General features: G+C 36.5%; 18 protein-coding genes. 1 reads left to right on the top strand and 17 read right to left on the bottom strand.

All coding sequences use genetic code 11. The features are described from left to right. Nucleotides 1-105 precede the first annotated feature (105 nt). From BT1A1_RS10035 to sleB, 16 genes are all read right to left on the bottom strand, one after another. Nucleotides 106-378 (bottom strand): HU family DNA-binding protein, encoded by a 273-nt coding sequence (locus BT1A1_RS10035; RefSeq protein WP_034770652.1) that lies wholly within the window; start codon nt 376-378, stop codon nt 106-108. Nucleotides 379-854: 476 nt separating this feature from the next. Continuing rightward, the gene (gene spoIVA, locus BT1A1_RS10040) at nt 855-2,333 is read right to left on the bottom strand and encodes a stage IV sporulation protein A (protein WP_034770654.1); all 1,479 of its coding nucleotides are present in this window, start codon (nt 2,331-2,333) and stop codon (nt 855-857) included. Between the two features lie 303 nt (nt 2,334-2,636). Continuing rightward, the gene (locus tag BT1A1_RS10045) at nt 2,637-3,350 is read right to left on the bottom strand and encodes an LptM family lipoprotein (protein ID WP_034770657.1); all 714 of its coding nucleotides are present in this window, start codon (nt 3,348-3,350) and stop codon (nt 2,637-2,639) included. Nucleotides 3,351-3,434: 84 nt separating this feature from the next. Further along, the gene (locus BT1A1_RS10050) at nt 3,435-3,638 is read right to left on the bottom strand and encodes a DUF2768 domain-containing protein (RefSeq protein WP_034770660.1); all 204 of its coding nucleotides are present in this window, start codon (nt 3,636-3,638) and stop codon (nt 3,435-3,437) included. Between the two features lie 283 nt (nt 3,639-3,921). After that, nucleotides 3,922-4,959, bottom strand: a complete 1,038-nt coding sequence (locus tag BT1A1_RS10055) for an NAD(P)H-dependent glycerol-3-phosphate dehydrogenase (protein ID WP_152641322.1) — start codon at nt 4,957-4,959, stop codon at nt 3,922-3,924. Between the two features lie 13 nt (nt 4,960-4,972). Then, complete coding sequence (der, locus tag BT1A1_RS10060) at nt 4,973-6,283, bottom strand: ribosome biogenesis GTPase Der (protein ID WP_034770665.1); 1,311 nt, start codon at nt 6,281-6,283, stop codon at nt 4,973-4,975. A 269-nt stretch (nt 6,284-6,552) separates the two neighbouring features. Then, on the bottom strand, nt 6,553-6,738 hold the full coding sequence (locus tag BT1A1_RS10065) for a capping complex subunit for YIEGIA (protein ID WP_034770828.1): 186 nt from the start codon (nt 6,736-6,738) through the stop codon (nt 6,553-6,555). An 8-nt stretch (nt 6,739-6,746) separates the two neighbouring features. Beyond that, a complete protein-coding gene (locus BT1A1_RS10070) occupies nt 6,747-7,628 on the bottom strand; it encodes a YIEGIA family protein (protein ID WP_034770667.1) in 882 nt (293 codons plus the stop codon). 1 nt (nt 7,629) lies between these two features. Next, a complete protein-coding gene (locus BT1A1_RS10075; protein WP_034770670.1) occupies nt 7,630-8,232 on the bottom strand; it encodes a YphA family membrane protein in 603 nt (200 codons plus the stop codon). A 246-nt stretch (nt 8,233-8,478) separates the two neighbouring features. Then, complete coding sequence (rpsA, locus tag BT1A1_RS10080) at nt 8,479-9,612, bottom strand: 30S ribosomal protein S1 (RefSeq protein WP_034770830.1); 1,134 nt, start codon at nt 9,610-9,612, stop codon at nt 8,479-8,481. A gap of 106 nt (nt 9,613-9,718) precedes the next feature. Then, entirely contained in the window at nt 9,719-10,300 is a 582-nt protein-coding gene (locus BT1A1_RS10085) for a lysophospholipid acyltransferase family protein (RefSeq protein ID WP_034770672.1), read from the bottom strand. Nucleotide 10,301: 1 nt separating this feature from the next. Continuing rightward, nucleotides 10,302-10,976, bottom strand: coding sequence for a (d)CMP kinase (gene cmk / locus BT1A1_RS10090; protein ID WP_034770676.1), 675 nt, complete (start codon nt 10,974-10,976; stop codon nt 10,302-10,304). A gap of 216 nt (nt 10,977-11,192) precedes the next feature. Next, nucleotides 11,193-11,372: a YpfB family protein gene (locus BT1A1_RS10095; protein WP_034770679.1), complete on the bottom strand. Its 180-nt coding sequence runs from the start codon at nt 11,370-11,372 to the stop codon at nt 11,193-11,195. Nucleotides 11,373-11,428: 56 nt separating this feature from the next. Then, entirely contained in the window at nt 11,429-12,091 is a 663-nt protein-coding gene (locus BT1A1_RS10100; RefSeq protein WP_034770681.1) for a flagellar brake protein, read from the bottom strand. Between the two features lie 215 nt (nt 12,092-12,306). Further along, on the bottom strand, nt 12,307-13,665 hold the full coding sequence (gene ypeB, locus BT1A1_RS10105) for a germination protein YpeB (protein WP_034770683.1): 1,359 nt from the start codon (nt 13,663-13,665) through the stop codon (nt 12,307-12,309). An 11-nt stretch (nt 13,666-13,676) separates the two neighbouring features. Continuing rightward, nucleotides 13,677-14,618: a spore cortex-lytic enzyme gene (gene sleB, locus BT1A1_RS10110; protein WP_419468904.1), complete on the bottom strand. Its 942-nt coding sequence runs from the start codon at nt 14,616-14,618 to the stop codon at nt 13,677-13,679. Between the two features lie 299 nt (nt 14,619-14,917). Between sleB and BT1A1_RS10115 the strand changes: the two genes are divergently transcribed. Continuing rightward, nucleotides 14,918-15,532: a hypothetical protein gene (locus tag BT1A1_RS10115; RefSeq protein WP_034770686.1), complete on the top strand. Its 615-nt coding sequence runs from the start codon at nt 14,918-14,920 to the stop codon at nt 15,530-15,532. Between the two features lie 83 nt (nt 15,533-15,615). Here the strand turns inward: BT1A1_RS10115 and prsW are convergent, their stop codons facing one another. Continuing rightward, the gene (prsW, locus tag BT1A1_RS10120) at nt 15,616-16,305 is read right to left on the bottom strand and encodes a glutamic-type intramembrane protease PrsW (RefSeq protein ID WP_034770688.1); all 690 of its coding nucleotides are present in this window, start codon (nt 16,303-16,305) and stop codon (nt 15,616-15,618) included. Between the last annotated feature and the right edge of the window lie 71 nt (nt 16,306-16,376).

Raw genomic sequence — 16,376 nt, forward strand, 5'->3', positions numbered from 1 at the left:
TGGAGGTCTTGACTCGCCGTTAAGGTGGGAAAAATTCCGTGGAAAAACGAAAGGACCTGTATATGTAATCACATACAGATCCATTTAAATTACAATTTTATGTAATTATTTGACTGCTTCTTTAAGAGCTTTCCCAGGTTTGAATGCAGGAACTTTACTTGCTGCGATTTCAATTTCTTCACCGGTTTGCGGGTTCCGACCTTTACGAGCAGAACGTTCACGAACCTCGAAATTACCAAATCCGATTAGTTGGACTTTATCGCCTTCTTTTAAAGCATTTAGAATTGAGTCAAAAACAGCATCAACTGCTTTCGCCGCATCTTTTTTAGAAAGTTCAGCAGCTTCTGCAACTGCGCTTACTAATTCAGTTTTGTTCATGCCATTCACCTCCTCCCAATAAAGTGGTGCAATATATGGATTGCAACTCATTTTTAAAATTATACTTGTTCTTTTTTCCATAATCGGAAAGTGAAACAAGAACAATTCTGTTAAAAGATTATCACAACATTTCTATCATAGCAAGGTTTAATCAGAAAACAAACCAAATTTTTCTAGCTTTAATCAATTTTCTTGTCTAAGGTTCATTTTATATCATGTAAAGTAGGTTATTTATATCCTTTTGCCCGTAAAGTAACACGAATAAAGTTCCTTCATTTAGACGGTCTATATTCACTTTTTCCACTTTTTTGTCATTTTAAACATAAAATACATTTTCGTTTACCTTCGTTTACAGAAATTAACGTCGGGCGTGCAGAACTAGACAATAAACTTGCCTATAGACTAGTCACCCGTATTTTTTATTTTCATTCATATTCCACGAAAAAAGACCCCATTCTTCCTGGAGTCTATCGAAACTATAAAATAATTGCAATCAATCCGCCTGATCCTTCATTGATGATTCGTTCCAACGTTTCTTTTAATTTATACCGGGCATTTTCAGGCATTAATGCAAGTTTTGCTTGAATTCCTTCTCGGACAATCGAATTCAAATTTCTACCAAAAATATCTGAATTCCAGATTGATAAAGGATCATCCTCAAAATCTTGCATTAAGTAACGGACAAGCTCTTCACTTTGCTTTTCCGTCCCAATAATCGGAGCAAATTCACTCTCTACATCGACTTTTATCATATGAATGCTTGGTGCCACGGCTTTTAAACGGACACCGAATCTGGAGCCTTGGCGAATAATTTCCGGTTCATCCAAACTCATATCCTCAATGGATGGTGCAGCGATCCCATATCCGGTTTGTTTCACCATTTTCAACGCATCGGCAATTTGATCATATTCCTTTTTCGCATGAGCAAAATCTTGCATTAATTCAAGAAGATGGTCTTTCCCGCGAATTTCAACGCCGACAATTTCTTTCAACACTTGATCATACAGTTCATCAGGTGCATGTAAATCAATTTCCGCAATCCCTTGCCCCATTTCAATTCCGGCAAGTCCCGCCCGCTCAATAAAGTCAAATTCAGTAAATGATTGAACGACACGGTCCACATCTCTTAATCTCTTAATATCTTTCACCGTTTCTTTTACTGCCTCTTGATAACTTGTTCTTAACCAATGACCTTCTTTTAATACCATTACCCAACTCGGCAAGTTGACATTGACTTCAAGAACAGGAAACTCGAATAATGTTTCTTTTAAAACATTATGAACATCTGCTTCCCGCATATTTTCCACACTCATGGCAAGCACAGGGATATCATATTTTTCTTGAAGCTCCAGTCTTAATTGTTCCGTTTCAGGGAAATGAGGCTTTGTCGAGTTGATGATAATAATGAAGGGCTTTCCAACCTCTTTCAATTCTGTAACGACCCGTTCTTCTGCTTCAACATAATTATCCCGTGGAATTTCTCCGATTGTTCCGTCTGTCGTTATAACAACGCCGATTGTTGAATGCTCTTGAATAACTTTACGGGTACCAATTTCCGCCGCCTCATGAAATGGAATCGGTTCTTCATACCATGGTGTGTTGATCATTCTCGGGCCGTTTTCATCTTCATACCCTTTTGCTCCCGGTACGGTATAACCGACACAATCAACGAGGCGAACATTTACATCCAATCCCTCATCCACATGAACAGTCACCGCTTGATTCGGTACAAATTTCGGTTCAGTTGTCATAATTGTTTTACCAGCTGCACTTTGAGGGAGCTCATCTTGGGCCCGTGCCCGCTCTGCCTCATGTTCAATATTTGGTAAAACGACGAGTTCCATAAATTTTTTTATAAATGTGGATTTTCCTGTTCGAACGGCACCGACAACACCAATATAAATATCACCGCCAGTACGTTCGGCAATGTCTTTAAAAATATCGAACTTTTCCAAAAAATCCCCTCCCGTTCCTCGATTGCTGGGATATTTAATCCGGTTTTTACTCCTATGGACATTATATATTTATGTTGTTGTCCACTTAACTTATGACTATTATTTTATTTGTTTTATATTTTTTACCCTCACTGCCTGCAAAAAATATATAACCCCTCTCCTACAATATATTGTAAAAAAGAGGGGTTATTCCTGTTTTTTATACTTTTTGAAAGATTAACTTTTCAACAATGAAGTAAATTCCAAGGATAGCGAAAAATTTTTTGATAAATGCATATAGGAGTCAGCACAACGTAAATCACTTCATTCCTTTTTCTCCATAAAAACCGGTTTCCCTTGTTCATCAATTGTATACGGAAGAGAATAGGCCGGTACAAAAATAGATTGCTCCGCCAACATTATTCGAATATCTTCACCCGGTTTTACTTTTGAAAGTTTACCTGTTTCCCATAGTTGGTAAAGGTCATTTGTATAATCGACATAAAGCTCACCCTCACCGGACATAATCAAAGGCAAGTTCTTTCCGGTATAGGGACTTTCTATCATTGGATCTTCTTCAAATCCTAATTTCTTATAGTCTAAAGAAAATGCGTTTTTACCGATTACTTCTTTAAACGGAGGATATTCTTTAGATACTAAACGGTAATTTACCTCTCTAATTTTCTCAGCAATTCGTAAATCAAAAATTTTGACGGTCGGGTTCGTTTCCGGATTCATAATAACGTACTGGAACACGCCACCATTTTCATAAGCATTTTTCGGGATTTCCGATAAATATTGCGGGACAATCCGTTTGAAATCAACCAAATATTTCATAAACATGTCTGTTTCGTCATCTTTATTTTTTATCGGTAAAATTCCGTCATTATCTTGATAATAGTTATCTACCGCTTTTTGAACAGCTTCAACTTCCACTTCATTCGGTAAACGTTTTGCCTGATCGTCTTCCGGATATAAACACCCGCTGAGTATAAAACAAATGCTCATAATCGTAAAAAGGAATATTGCTTTTTTCACCCTGTTATTTCACATCCCCGCATGTCCAAATGGTTATTGTTTTATTCAGTTAACGACAGTTAAAATAGGAATACTTGAAAAATTTCATTCAATCGTTGGACCGGAAAAAACGATAATAAAGATAATGATACCGGAGTAAATCATCAATCCGTATGCAACAAAGGCCGTCAGTATTCGTAAAAGTCTCATTTTCAATTTATAGCGGCTTAAATAAATGAGAACGATGGAAAGAAACATAAAACCCATAGCCGCAAATGATATCCACATTTTTGTTAAGGCTAAAGACAACCTGTTCACCCCTTTTTGAGTATTTCAATAATTATAAAGTGTTTTTCGTCATTCATTCTATCATAATTTTAATAAACTGTATTGAAATATGTACATGCATCTCTGTTGTTAACGAACAAAAAGAAAAAGCTGAATGAAGCGGAGGCGTACACTTCTTTCAGCTTATCAGACAATTAATACCCAACCCTCGTTAAAACACACCATATTCTATGCACAAATAAAATATTCTGTATCCTCGAAGGCCTATTTTCATTGAAATATTCCATCTTCGTAATCGTGAAGATCATTCATTTTGTAAAATGTTGACTAAATCCTCCATCTCATGTGTCTTTTTTCTTGTCATTAATTCATCAACAGCTGCTTTCGGATTTAAATTTTCAAACAGCACTTTATATAATATGATTGAAATTGGCATATTGACTTGATATTTTTCTGCCAATTGATAGGCTGCTTTTGTTGTGCGAACTCCTTCAACCGTTTGTCCCATGTTATGTAAAATCTCCTGCAAACTTTCTCCTTTACCTAATGCGTTTCCGGCTCGCCAGTTTCTCGAATGCACACTCGTACATGTTACAATTAAATCACCAATTCCGGTCAATCCGGAAAAAGTGAGCGGATTCGCCCCCATCTTTGTCCCAAGACGGGCAATTTCGGCAAGTCCTCTTGTCATTAATGCGGCTTTGGCATTATCCCCATAACCGAGTCCATCTGAAATACCTGCTGCAAGGGCAATAATATTTTTCAATGCCCCGCCGATTTCAACACCGATTACATCCGGATTTGTATAGACCCGGAAATTCGTATTCATAAATAATTCTTGAACCATTTCAGCTGCTGCAAGATTTTCCGAAGCAACTGCAACCGTTGTCGGGTGGCGCAGACTTACTTCCTCAGCATGGGAAGGCCCGGACAGAACGACAATATCTTTCAATAGATATTCAGGAACTTCCTCTTTAATTATTTCGGAAACGCGCTTTAAAGAACCGGGTTCAATTCCTTTACATACATGAACGATCGTAACCGGATTCTTTATATAATTTAATAATTTTTTCATCACTTCCCGGACAGCTTTTGTAGGGACTGCGACAATAATGATTTCACAGTTTTTAATTGCTTCCTCTAAATCATGATAAGCAATTATCGTTTCCGGCAGTAAAATATCCGGTAAATAATTTTCATTCATTTTCGTTTGATTGATTTTTTCTGCTTGTTCCTTATGATAACTCCATAACCGTACATCATGCCCGTTGTCGGCAAGAACAAGGGAAAGTGCAGTTCCCCAGCTTCCGGCACCTAATACGGTTAACGTTTTATTCGTCATTTTCTCCACTCCTTTATTTTCTAGCTCGCGGAATGATTCTAATCGGGGTTCCTAAAAATCCGAAAGCGTCCCGGATCCGATTTTCTAAAAAACGTTCATAGGAAAAATGCAGTAATTCCGGGTCATTTACAAACAAAACAAAAGTTGGAGGCTTTACGGATACTTGGGTTATATAATAGATTTTCAGCCGTTTCCCTTTGTCCGTTGGTGTCGGATTCATGGCAACCGCATCCATAATCACATCGTTTAACACATTCGTTTGTACTCTCAGTGAATGATTTTCACTGACGAGTTTAATCATCGGGATCAATGTATGTAACCTCTTTTTTGTTTTTGCGGAAACAAAAACGATCGGTGCATAATCAAGAAATAAAAATTGATTACGTATTTTCTTTTCAAATTCATTCATTGTTTTTTCATCTTTTTCAATGGCATCCCATTTATTAACGACGATGATGACTCCGCGTCCGGCCTCGTGAGGTAACCCCGCAATCCGTTTATCTTGTTCAATAATTCCTTCTTCAGCATCGATAACAACAAGAACCACATCAGAACGTTCAATTGCTCGTAACGCACGGAGGACCGAATATTTTTCCGTACTCTCATAAACTTTCCCTTTTTTACGAATTCCTGCCGTATCCATTATGACATAGTTTTGCCCTTCATATGTATAAGGTGAATCGACCGCATCTCTTGTTGTCCCGGCAATATCACTGACAATTACCCGTTCTTCACCCAATATTGCATTGACTAAAGAAGATTTACCGACATTTGGCCTGCCAATTAATGAAAATTTAATAACATCCTCGTCGTAATCCGCATCAGCTTTATTTGGAAAATGTTTCACAACTTCATCGAGTAAATCACCAAGACCCAGACCATGACTTCCGGAAATCGGAAACGGGTCCCCGAATCCTAATGAGTAGAAATCATAAATTTGATCACGCATTTCCGGATTATCCACTTTATTGACCGCTAAAACAACCGGTTTCTTTGAACGGTATAATATTTTCGCCACCTCTTCATCAGTCGCCGTCACACCGTCTCTACCGCTTGTTATCATAATGATCACATCTGCTTCATCAATGGCAATTTGTGCCTGCCAGCGGATTTGTTCGAGGAACGGTTCGTCTCCGATATCAATTCCACCGGTGTCGATAATATTAAATTCAACATTTAACCATTCTCCTTTTCCGTAAATACGGTCTCTTGTCACACCGGGGACATCTTCCTCAATTGAAATACGTTCCCCGACGATTCTGTTAAATATTGTTGATTTACCGACATTTGGCCTGCCAACTATAGCTACTACTGGCATTGACATATTCTTCACCTCTTCATCACTTCTTAAGATTCTTTCATGGCTATTTTAATGGAATGGCAAGTTTCAAGGATTTTCAATTAATTATCCCCTAGGCTAATATCTGATTGAAGCGAATCATCGCTTGCTATCCATCTATTTATATAAATGATAGAAAATAAACCCTTCTAGCCATAAAGAAGGGTTTAATCCATCCGTCTTCCATTTACAAATTATCCGAAGAAAATGTCCCAATATATTTTACCAAATTATAACTCATTTGCCAAATTGGATTAATGTTTTACGATAATCATGATTTCATCAGTTATTTTATGGGCAATTCCATCTAAAATCGGTTCTAAAACAGAGCATATTTTATACATTTCCTCTTGGTTATCACAATGGAATACAGCAATTCCACTCGGAGCTTTCTTTGGATTCGTCGTAATTATTGCAAGGATCATTTTTTCAATAGACATAACCAAATTCATCCCTCTTTCGTATTTCTTTCTGTCGGCATTCTTATTGCATTTTCCAAAGTTGGTGTATTGCCGATAATTTCAAGGGCCCTTTGAATATCGCGATTTTGTGGTAAAACAAAAACGGCAACCCGTCCGTCTTCCAAATCCCGTTTTGCAAGCGGCACAAGAGCCGGTGTACCCGAATCTCGATAAACACCTAAGGCTACTGAGACATCATGTAAAATGGCTTGTCGTTGCCCTAAATTGGCTATCGTCGAACGAGCATCGAAGTTTTTCGGCTTCAAGATAAATCCCATGCCGTATTTTAATATTTCTTCCTGCCTTTGGGGAAGGCCGATATTCATAATATAAATATTATCGATATAAAGTCCCTCATTAACAAAATGCGGTTTGACAAATTCAATATCAACAATATCTTTCAGTTTCCCGCCACCCATCAATTTTTTTGAAATAAGTATGCAAATCAGCGCAGCAATCAGTCCCACAACAATATTAAACTCGATATAAACCAATGTTGTAATCATTGCCGTAAAGATAACTAAATAATTGCGGCTTTCAAAAGCAACTGCGATTCCCTCGATATATGTGCTGCCACGGGAAACTAATTCATAAGAATCAAGCTGTGCTAACGTATTTCTTTCCATATTGCGAACTTCCCGAAATTGAGAAGCGGCAACCGTCAAAAACGTAATCGCGGTAATATTTTCTTCCATTAAAGCCGGGACTGCAACTGCTCCTAAAGCTGAGGCAATAAATCCTAGTGCTACATGGATAATTTTCCCGTGTAAATAAGTAGGATATTGCCGATAATCCGTACGTAACATTAATATACGATCAAACAGACCGCATGCCATTCCAAATAATACCGGATATACGTATTCACTCATATTACAATTGCTTCTCCTTCTTTTGCTGAAAGTTTTTATGTTCAAAAGTCGTTTGTAAATATTCAAAGCCGGACCAGATCGTTATAAAAACACAAGTCAAGGCCAAACCATCCAGAAAAGCGAAACTGCCAATCGGAAAATCAATGGAGAAATTTTTTAAAATGATCGCATAAAGGATATCTCCTTGAATAAGTCCAATAATAGCTGAAAAAACTCTTGCCTTATATTCTTTAAAAAGTAAAACAGCTAAACAAGCGCCAAGAAAACTAAGCAATATTTGCTGATCAATAAATATCCACACCGGATCATATAAAGACATGAGATAAAAAACAGCTGTTGCACTCGATACAATAAAAATCCCGATGGTACAATATAGAAGTTTCCAAAAGGGTAATTTTATAAATGTAAAAAAAGATATGAATAATAAAAATAAAGTTGCTAACGATATATCAAGTCCGAGAAACCGAATCTTAAAAACAGACAAAATGATTGCTACAAGAAGGCATGCAGCTATTGGAAATCGATAGGGATTTGTTTTTTCCATAATAAATGTAGAATAAATCCATCCCGCCCAAGCAAGTCCGAAGAAAACAAAACCTGTCATATACTCCCTCCTATCTTTTCCATTATGAGCAAAATTATGTATTTTAAAACGTAACGATACTTTGAATCCACTAAAAAGGGCAAAATTATCCTTGAGAGTCTTACAAATATAAACGATGAGAAAGAAGAGAAGTTAGGCTATTTCGTAGTAAGATGGTGAGGCATGATTTTGGCAGCCAGGCTCGTTTCTTTTACCAAGACATAAAGAAAACTCGGCGAGAGGAATGCCGAGTTTTCTTTATTTAACTCACAGTTTTAATTTTTTCAATTGGTCACCGATCATATCACCTAATTGGAAACCTCTTTCTTCTTGTGGGAGTTCCACATCTTCTTTTACTTCCGGTTTTTCTAACTCCTTCATCGAAAGGGAAAGACGATTTTCAGCTTCATTGACACTCAAAACTTTTACAGTTACTGTTTGCCCTTCCTTCAACACTTCATGCGGTGTTCCTATATGTTTTTGTGAAATTTGTGAAATATGGACAAGACCTTCTACGCCAGGCAGTACTTCAACAAAGGCACCAAAGGAAACAAGCCGTTTTACCGTTCCTTCTACAACAGAACCGACAGGAAGTTTTTCACTTACTCCTTCCCATGGACCCGGTAATGTATCTTTAATTGATAGGGATACTCGTTCTTTCTCCGGATCAACAGCAAGGATTTTCACTTTCACTTGGTCACCTACATGAACAACCTCTGAAGGATGATTTACATGTTGATGAGAAAGCTGGGAAATATGAACTAAACCGTCGATACCACCGATATTAACGAATGCACCAAAGTCGGTAACTCGTTCGACCGTACCTTCGATCACCTCTCCCTCTTTCAAATTTGCCAATACTTCTTGCTTTTTCTGTTCATTTTGTTCCTTGACAACATCACGATGAGATAAGATTAACCGATTTTTTTCTTTATCTAATTCAACGATTTTAAATGTCATTGTTTGCCCTTTATAAATTGAAAGGTCTTCTACAAAGTGATCATCAACGAGTGAAGCCGGGACAAAACCACGGACACCGACATCAATAACAAGACCACCTTTTACGACATCACTTACTGTTGCTTCAATATATTCGCCATTTGCACTTTTTTCACTTAAACTTTCCCACGCTTTTTCAGCATCGACGCGCCGTTTTGATAATATAAGTGCTTCATCTTCCACTTTTGTAACGACTAAAGTTAATTCATCTCCCAGTTGAGCGGCGTCTTCAGCCTTTTCTATATGAAGGGCACTCAATTCGCTAATCGGAATAATTCCATCCAATTTACTGTTAGGAATATTGACGATTACTTGCTTGTCTTCCACTTTCGTCACCTGACCGGTAACATAATCTCCCACTGAAAAACTTTGAACCTCTATCTCATTCATCGTTTCGTTTATATTTTCAGTCATATGTACTCCTCCTTAACTTGACACCAATGTTTATTATAAAGGAAAATAATTACCTTTACTTAACTTCTAATAAAAATTCCTATTTGTCAACACATTATTTATATTGTAACAAAATTTCTTTAATATGAGTCATAATTAATTCCGTTGCTTCTTCAGCTGAAGTTTTTTTATTTCGTAATTCATCAAAAGGAATCGGCTTTCCATAAACTACTTTTGTTTTTCGAAAAGGTTTATAAGTTCCGATAATAGCACAAGGAATTACATAAGCATCCGATTTCAATGCAAAAAAACCAACCCCGGACATTCCTTTTCCAAGTTCACCTGTTTTACTTCTGGTCCCTTCAGGAAAAACTCCCAACACCTTTCCTTCCCTTAATGTTTCCAAACCTTTGCGAAGTGCTTCCCGATCGGCTTTACCCCGCTTAACGGGAAAAGCATGGCAAAGTCGGATAATTTTATTTAATACCGGAATATTGAACAACTCTTCTTTTGCCATGAAAATAACCGGTCTTTTCATGGTAATTCCGACAACCGGGGGATCGAGATTGTTAATATGGTTCGAACATAAAACGATTCCCCCTTTTTTCGGGATGTTTTCCAATCCAATTGTTTCGATTCGGAATAATGGGGTAAGAATGATTTTTACAATAATACGTGCAAATTTGTAGAAAAACATATTATTCCATCCTTTCAAAAACAAGTGCCATTATATTTTCAACAACTTGTTCAATCGACAATGACGTTGTATCAATTTCAATCGCATCTCTCGCTTTCTTCAAAGGGGCAAATTCTCGTTCAGAGTCCAAGCGATCTCTATTGGCAATATCGTTCTTCAATTGTTCAAAGTCGGAAGGAATTCCTTTTCGCATGTTTTCTTGGTGGCGCCTTTTCGCCCGTTCTTCTACACTCGCTTTTAAGAAAATTTTCACTTCAGCATTTGGAAGTACATATGTCCCAATATCCCTGCCATCCATGACAATTCCACCATTTTTTGCCAATTGTTGTTGTCTGGCTACCATTTCTTCCCTAACCAATTTATGTTTTGAAACAATGGATACATGATTAGTTATTTCCGGTAGTCTAATTTCCTCGGTGACATCCTTACCATCAACAAATACTCGTTGGTTTTTACCATCTTGTTTTAATTCTATATTTGTCATTTTTAATAACTGATACAGGTCCTGTTCGTTTTCTAAATTTATTTTCCGATTTATCGCTTTCCATGTTATTGCCCGATACATAGCCCCCGTATCGATATAAATGTATGAAAGTTTTTGGGCAACAATTTTGGCAACTGTACTTTTTCCGGCCGCTGCGGGACCATCAATTGCAATCGAAATCTTTTTTTCCATAGAATAAAAACCTCTTTCAATCCATATAAAAATTATTTACAACATAAAACTTAATTATTTCACTTTATTTTATCATAAATAATTAATCAAAAGCAGACCAGCTGATGATTTTTTCCATAATAGCACCTAAAAACTTCCTGCTGCATTTAAATTTACATCCTTTTTGAAATTAAAATTTTCTTAATGCAAAAAGAAAAAGCAGGTATATACCTGCCCTTAGGGGGAATGAAAGGTTTCTAACACTTTTGAAAAGTTTTCTTTCGTTACCCCTTCATACTGTGTCAATTCTTTTAATTCGGGAAATGCATTAAAGTGATGAAAAAGTAATTGACAAAGTATTAGGAAGATCGCGTGAATGATTACCAGTTTCATAATGACTCTTTCTACTTGCCTCATTTCTCTTCACCATCCATAATTTGTCACTATTATGGATGAAATAAAGGCAAAATATACTACTCATTTAATTCTTTTTTCCTTAAAGCTACTTGAGCTTCATAACAAAAATGAAGTAATATTTGTTCTTGCTTTTGGCTATTATTCAAAAACTTTAAGGAAAAAATCTTCCTAGTTTCATTATAGTCTATGATTCGAATGACCTCACATGTGAATTTTAAATAATGGTATTCTCCTGATCTCCTCGGTAAAACAAACCAACAAAGAATTTCTTGATGTTGACGGATTGGTATATTTATCGGGACTATAATCGAGGCTCCCCCGGCACTTATATCATCTGTGACCGTATTAAAAGGGACAAACTCATTATGTAAGGGATGAACCGCAACATCTACCGCCCATTTAATTCGAACAAATTCGCGCCGCTGAATACGGACAATATCCTCCTGCTTAGGGCTAGATAATACCAACAGGGGAATCGTTTCCTTTCGTTTACCAATGACAATCGTGATAAATTGATATGCTTGCTCAGACTCTTCTTCAACAAAAGAAATTTTTAGTTGCTCACCATTCATAACGTATAACATCCGATTTGAATTAAGTTCAACGGGATAGTCAATAGAAATGGTATCTTCATCAAAATCCATAATTTTACTTTTAAAACGTTGGAATTGATCATCATTTACCTTTTCAATGGTTAAAACCGTTCCGAGTTTAAACAATAGGATCCCCTCTCCAAAATCATTCTTCTCTATCATCATTATGACATGGTAAAGGGAAAACAGCAATTTCCTTTAAGAATTCCGGACAAATTTATCCCAACTTAACGGCAAGTCAATGATCAAAAGAAAAGTGGGAGAGGGACCCGCCCCATGCGTCCGATTTGTTCAGTAAACACTCAGTGGGTAAACTTCCCACTGAGTGAAGTTGACATTATTCATGCTTTGCCATTGGCAACATCTTCATAAATTGGTTCAGCATTTTGTAATTTTTCCACATATTCTTCAGAACCATCCTGTGCATTTACATAAATCCGGTACGTATCATTATCTAATGTTCCAAGAAACTCATAGCAAAGTACCTCATCATTCACTTCATTATTAATGATAGCTAAACGGGTTTCCATTACATTGACATTTTTGTTAATGGCTTTGCGTGCTTCTTCCTCTGAAATTTTCGCACTTGGAATTTCCTTGTGTTTATTATTTGTACCTAAATATTGTTCTGCGGAAAAACCGATGATACTTCCATCATCTAATGCTACTTTCACCATAATGGATTCCGGATAAATACGGACATTATTCTTTTTCGTAACAAAATTGAATAAACCAATATGATCATACTGAGTACTTTCAAACAGCTCTAAATCTTTAAATCCCCGTTCAGTCAAAAATTGATTGGCTTTTATGGAGGCATCATTTAAGCTGATTTTTTGTTCTTTTACATCTCGACTATTGATCAGCCAAATCGGGTATCCACCTTTTTTTGTAATATCCATATTGGTTTCGCCATTTTTATCTTGGATGGAAACACTATAAAAACCAAAGTCGGACCCTTTTCCGTTTTCAACCACTTTTGTTTTTGCGTTTTGGGAAACTTTTGTATATTTTTTTGCAATATTTACAGCTTCATTCTTTGTTATTTTTTTACCGGGTAGATTGCGATAACCTGATTCCTTTTCTTCCATACTTGTCATTATCGGTCCCATGTCTGTTTCGGAATACCCTTCCACTTTTTTTTCGACAGTTTTAAAGCCATCAATAATGGTATTGTCAGCAGCTTCCCTTCCAGATGCAATCGCCATTTCTACATCCATCCACCGCAAATTGTTTTTCAATGTAAGATGTTGGACTTTCCGTAATTCATTTTGAATTTCAGCCGCCTGAGAATATAATGATTGCAATGTTTTATATTCTTCATCTGTCAATGGTTCTTTTTCTAAATCACGGACGGCGGTTTTATAACTAAAGTCACCAATATTCGACAGAAATTCTTCTGTTTTATTAAAAGGAAGCAGTGTTAAGGGCAATTGACCCACGGAATTATTGGCTTCCGAAGTAATTCTCCATACCTCTGCAAGCGTCGGGGAAAGACTTGTTCTGGAACTCATTGCTAACGTTGTTCCGATTTTATCATGTAAAATATCAATATTATAGGTCAGTTCATGGAAGGCCCGTTGATAGTTATTTTCCGCATTGATTAAAATTGCGTTCTTTTCTTTATGTTCTTGATAACCCCAAATACCGACTCCGACTATGCCGACTGTCAAAACGCCGATCAATATATTTCTTATCATGTCGTCACCCCTTATTTACAGAATATATGTTTTCCAATTTGTTTAATTTGTGGCCTTGACCAGATCCACTTGTTTGTAGCTGTATTTGGGTTAAAATAATAAATTGCACCACCGGTAGGATCCCAACCGTTAATCGCATCAAGAACTGCTTTTTTCGAAGTTTCATTCGGTGTTAGCCATATTTGACCATCTGCAACTGCAGTGAATGCACCGGGTTCAAAAATGACCCCTGCAATCGTATGGGGGAATGAAGGGCTTTCTAACCGGTTTAAAATGACTGCCGCAACTGCAACTTGTCCGATGTACGGTTCGCCACGTGACTCACCGTGAACGGCATTTGCCATTAACTTGATATCATTTTGCGAAAATCCATTTGGAACATTTGTTGCAGTTGGTTTAGCAGGTGGGGCAGGTGTGGCGGGTTGTTGATTGGCTGTTCCACCACCTTGATTATTACCGCGGGCTTGTTGATTATTATTTGCCGTATTTTGATTTTGAGTGTTTCCTGCCGGTTTTTGATTTTGATTGTTTCCTTGGGGTGCCCTATTTGAAGGTTTTTGATTTGTTTTTCCGGCAGCTCCGTCCTTGCCTCCTGTTTTTTGTTTGTTTAAATCAACACCACCATAGTGCGTGAATTTATTCCCCTTATTTATCTGGTCCTTCACATATTTTTCATTATATTGGCTTGCGCGGGCAAGTTTTTGCTTTGTTGTCGCTCCTGCCAATCCATCAATTTCTAAGCCAAACTCATATTGAAAATTTCGTAAAGCCCAATATGTTCTCCATCCGAAAACGCCATCAATTTTCCCTGTATAAAATCCTAAATATTGTAAACGTGATTGTAATTCAATAACATCGTCTCCAACCGCTCCAATTTGTATGACTTGATTGGAGAAAGCTTTAGCATCGCGATCATGTACACCCGAAACTAATAAAAACGTGCATATAAACATAATAATTGTTAGTTTCATCCATTTCTTTCGTGTAATCATATTGTTGTCCCTCCATGATGTAATAATCAAGTATCACTATTTTTTGTAGGAATTGGTTTTTTATGCAAAAGAATACTTAGGAGTACATTACAAGACTTATTACATATAAAAATCAAAGTTTTGGACAGAATAAATCTAACGAGGAAAAACTTCTCATACTTGGAAATTTCCCTAATGTAAATTAGTTGAAAATCTTCCAGTAATGAGGTATAACAAAAGTAGGAAAGGTCAAATATAGTCAAACTAAGGAGGTTTTCCTGATGTTCCCGTTTTTTAATAAAGATTTTTGGAAATCGATGATGGAAGGTCAAAAAGAATTGGAAATGAAGGCGCCAAACGGGGCAATCTATCGGTTTACCACCAATGCTATGGATGACAAAACATTTAATAAGTACAGGATGAAATTAGAAGAAGCAGTAAAAAATAAAGATCAAACGTTATTTGATCAGACATGGGAAGAATTAACCACTGCTAATCAATTGAAAACAGATATTGAAAATGAATTTCAAAAGTTTTCAAGTGAGATGCAAAAGTTTTTCGCAGAAACAAGTCCATTGTTCAACTTTTCAACCCCAATGTTAAATGATTTTAATGAAAGATCTTTCCTATCTGAAGAACAAATTGATAAACAAATTGCCCATTATGAAGATAAAATTAAACAACTTCAATCTATGAAAAATAATATGGACAATGAAAAAAGAAAACTGGAATTGAAGAGGAAAATTGATGAAAACAAAAGATTACTTGATGAAAAACTGGATGAATTCTCGAAAAACCTTGATAATGAAGAAATGAAAAAACAGCTGACGGATGAAATGACTCAAATAAACCAAGTAATTAAACAATTGGAAAGTGAATTGCAATCATTATCGTAAAAAGTACAAAACTGGTCTGTACTTGATAAAGTCAGACCAGTTTTTTTCTCAGCTCGTAAAAGGGCTGTTTTTTTCTTTACTTTTTAACCGCCCGAATCACGGTAAAAAATGTCCGTCACTTTCCTGTAATGGAGTTGATTATGTTTCGCTTTTTTTACTTTTCTCAATGCCAGCCACCAAAGAAACACCATAAACGGAATAATGATCATTAACCAAACCTTTTCTTTTAACAAAATATAGTCGTATAAACTGTGCAATAAAATTGGAAAAACTAATGAATAGAACATCCATGGATGATGTTCGTCCCGTTTCATAAACTTTGCTTTTCCAATATAATATCCCATGATTACGCCAAATAATGCATGACTGGATACCGGTAAAATAGCTCTGCCTATCGCATATTTGATGCCATTTCCTAACAAATATAATATATTTTCAGCTGTAGCAAATCCCAGTGAAATGGACACCCCATAAACAATCCCGTCATAATGCTCATCAAATTCCATAGATTTATAGATAGTAAAATAAATGATAAACCATTTAAAAAACTCTTCTAAAAAACCGGTGGTAAATGCTTTTACGGAATCGAGCGGCAACACTTGCTCTTTTTCCAGTACATATTGTATAAACATAATAGGGAATACCATAATCATGCCGAGTAAAAATATGCGAAATACTTCTTTTAGAGGTTCCTTCTCGTATTCATCTTTTAAGTAAAAATAGGATAGAAGGGCAAAACCCGGTGCAATACCGGCTGAAATGATTGTAAACATGACCCGCCTCATTTCAATTCTTTTTTACCATCGTATCATGAATAAAAAAAATTGAAAATATGTAAAAGACT

Source organism: Caldibacillus thermoamylovorans (genome assembly GCF_000751775.1).
Lineage (GTDB): Bacteria > Bacillota > Bacilli > Bacillales > Caldibacillaceae > Caldifermentibacillus > Caldifermentibacillus hisashii.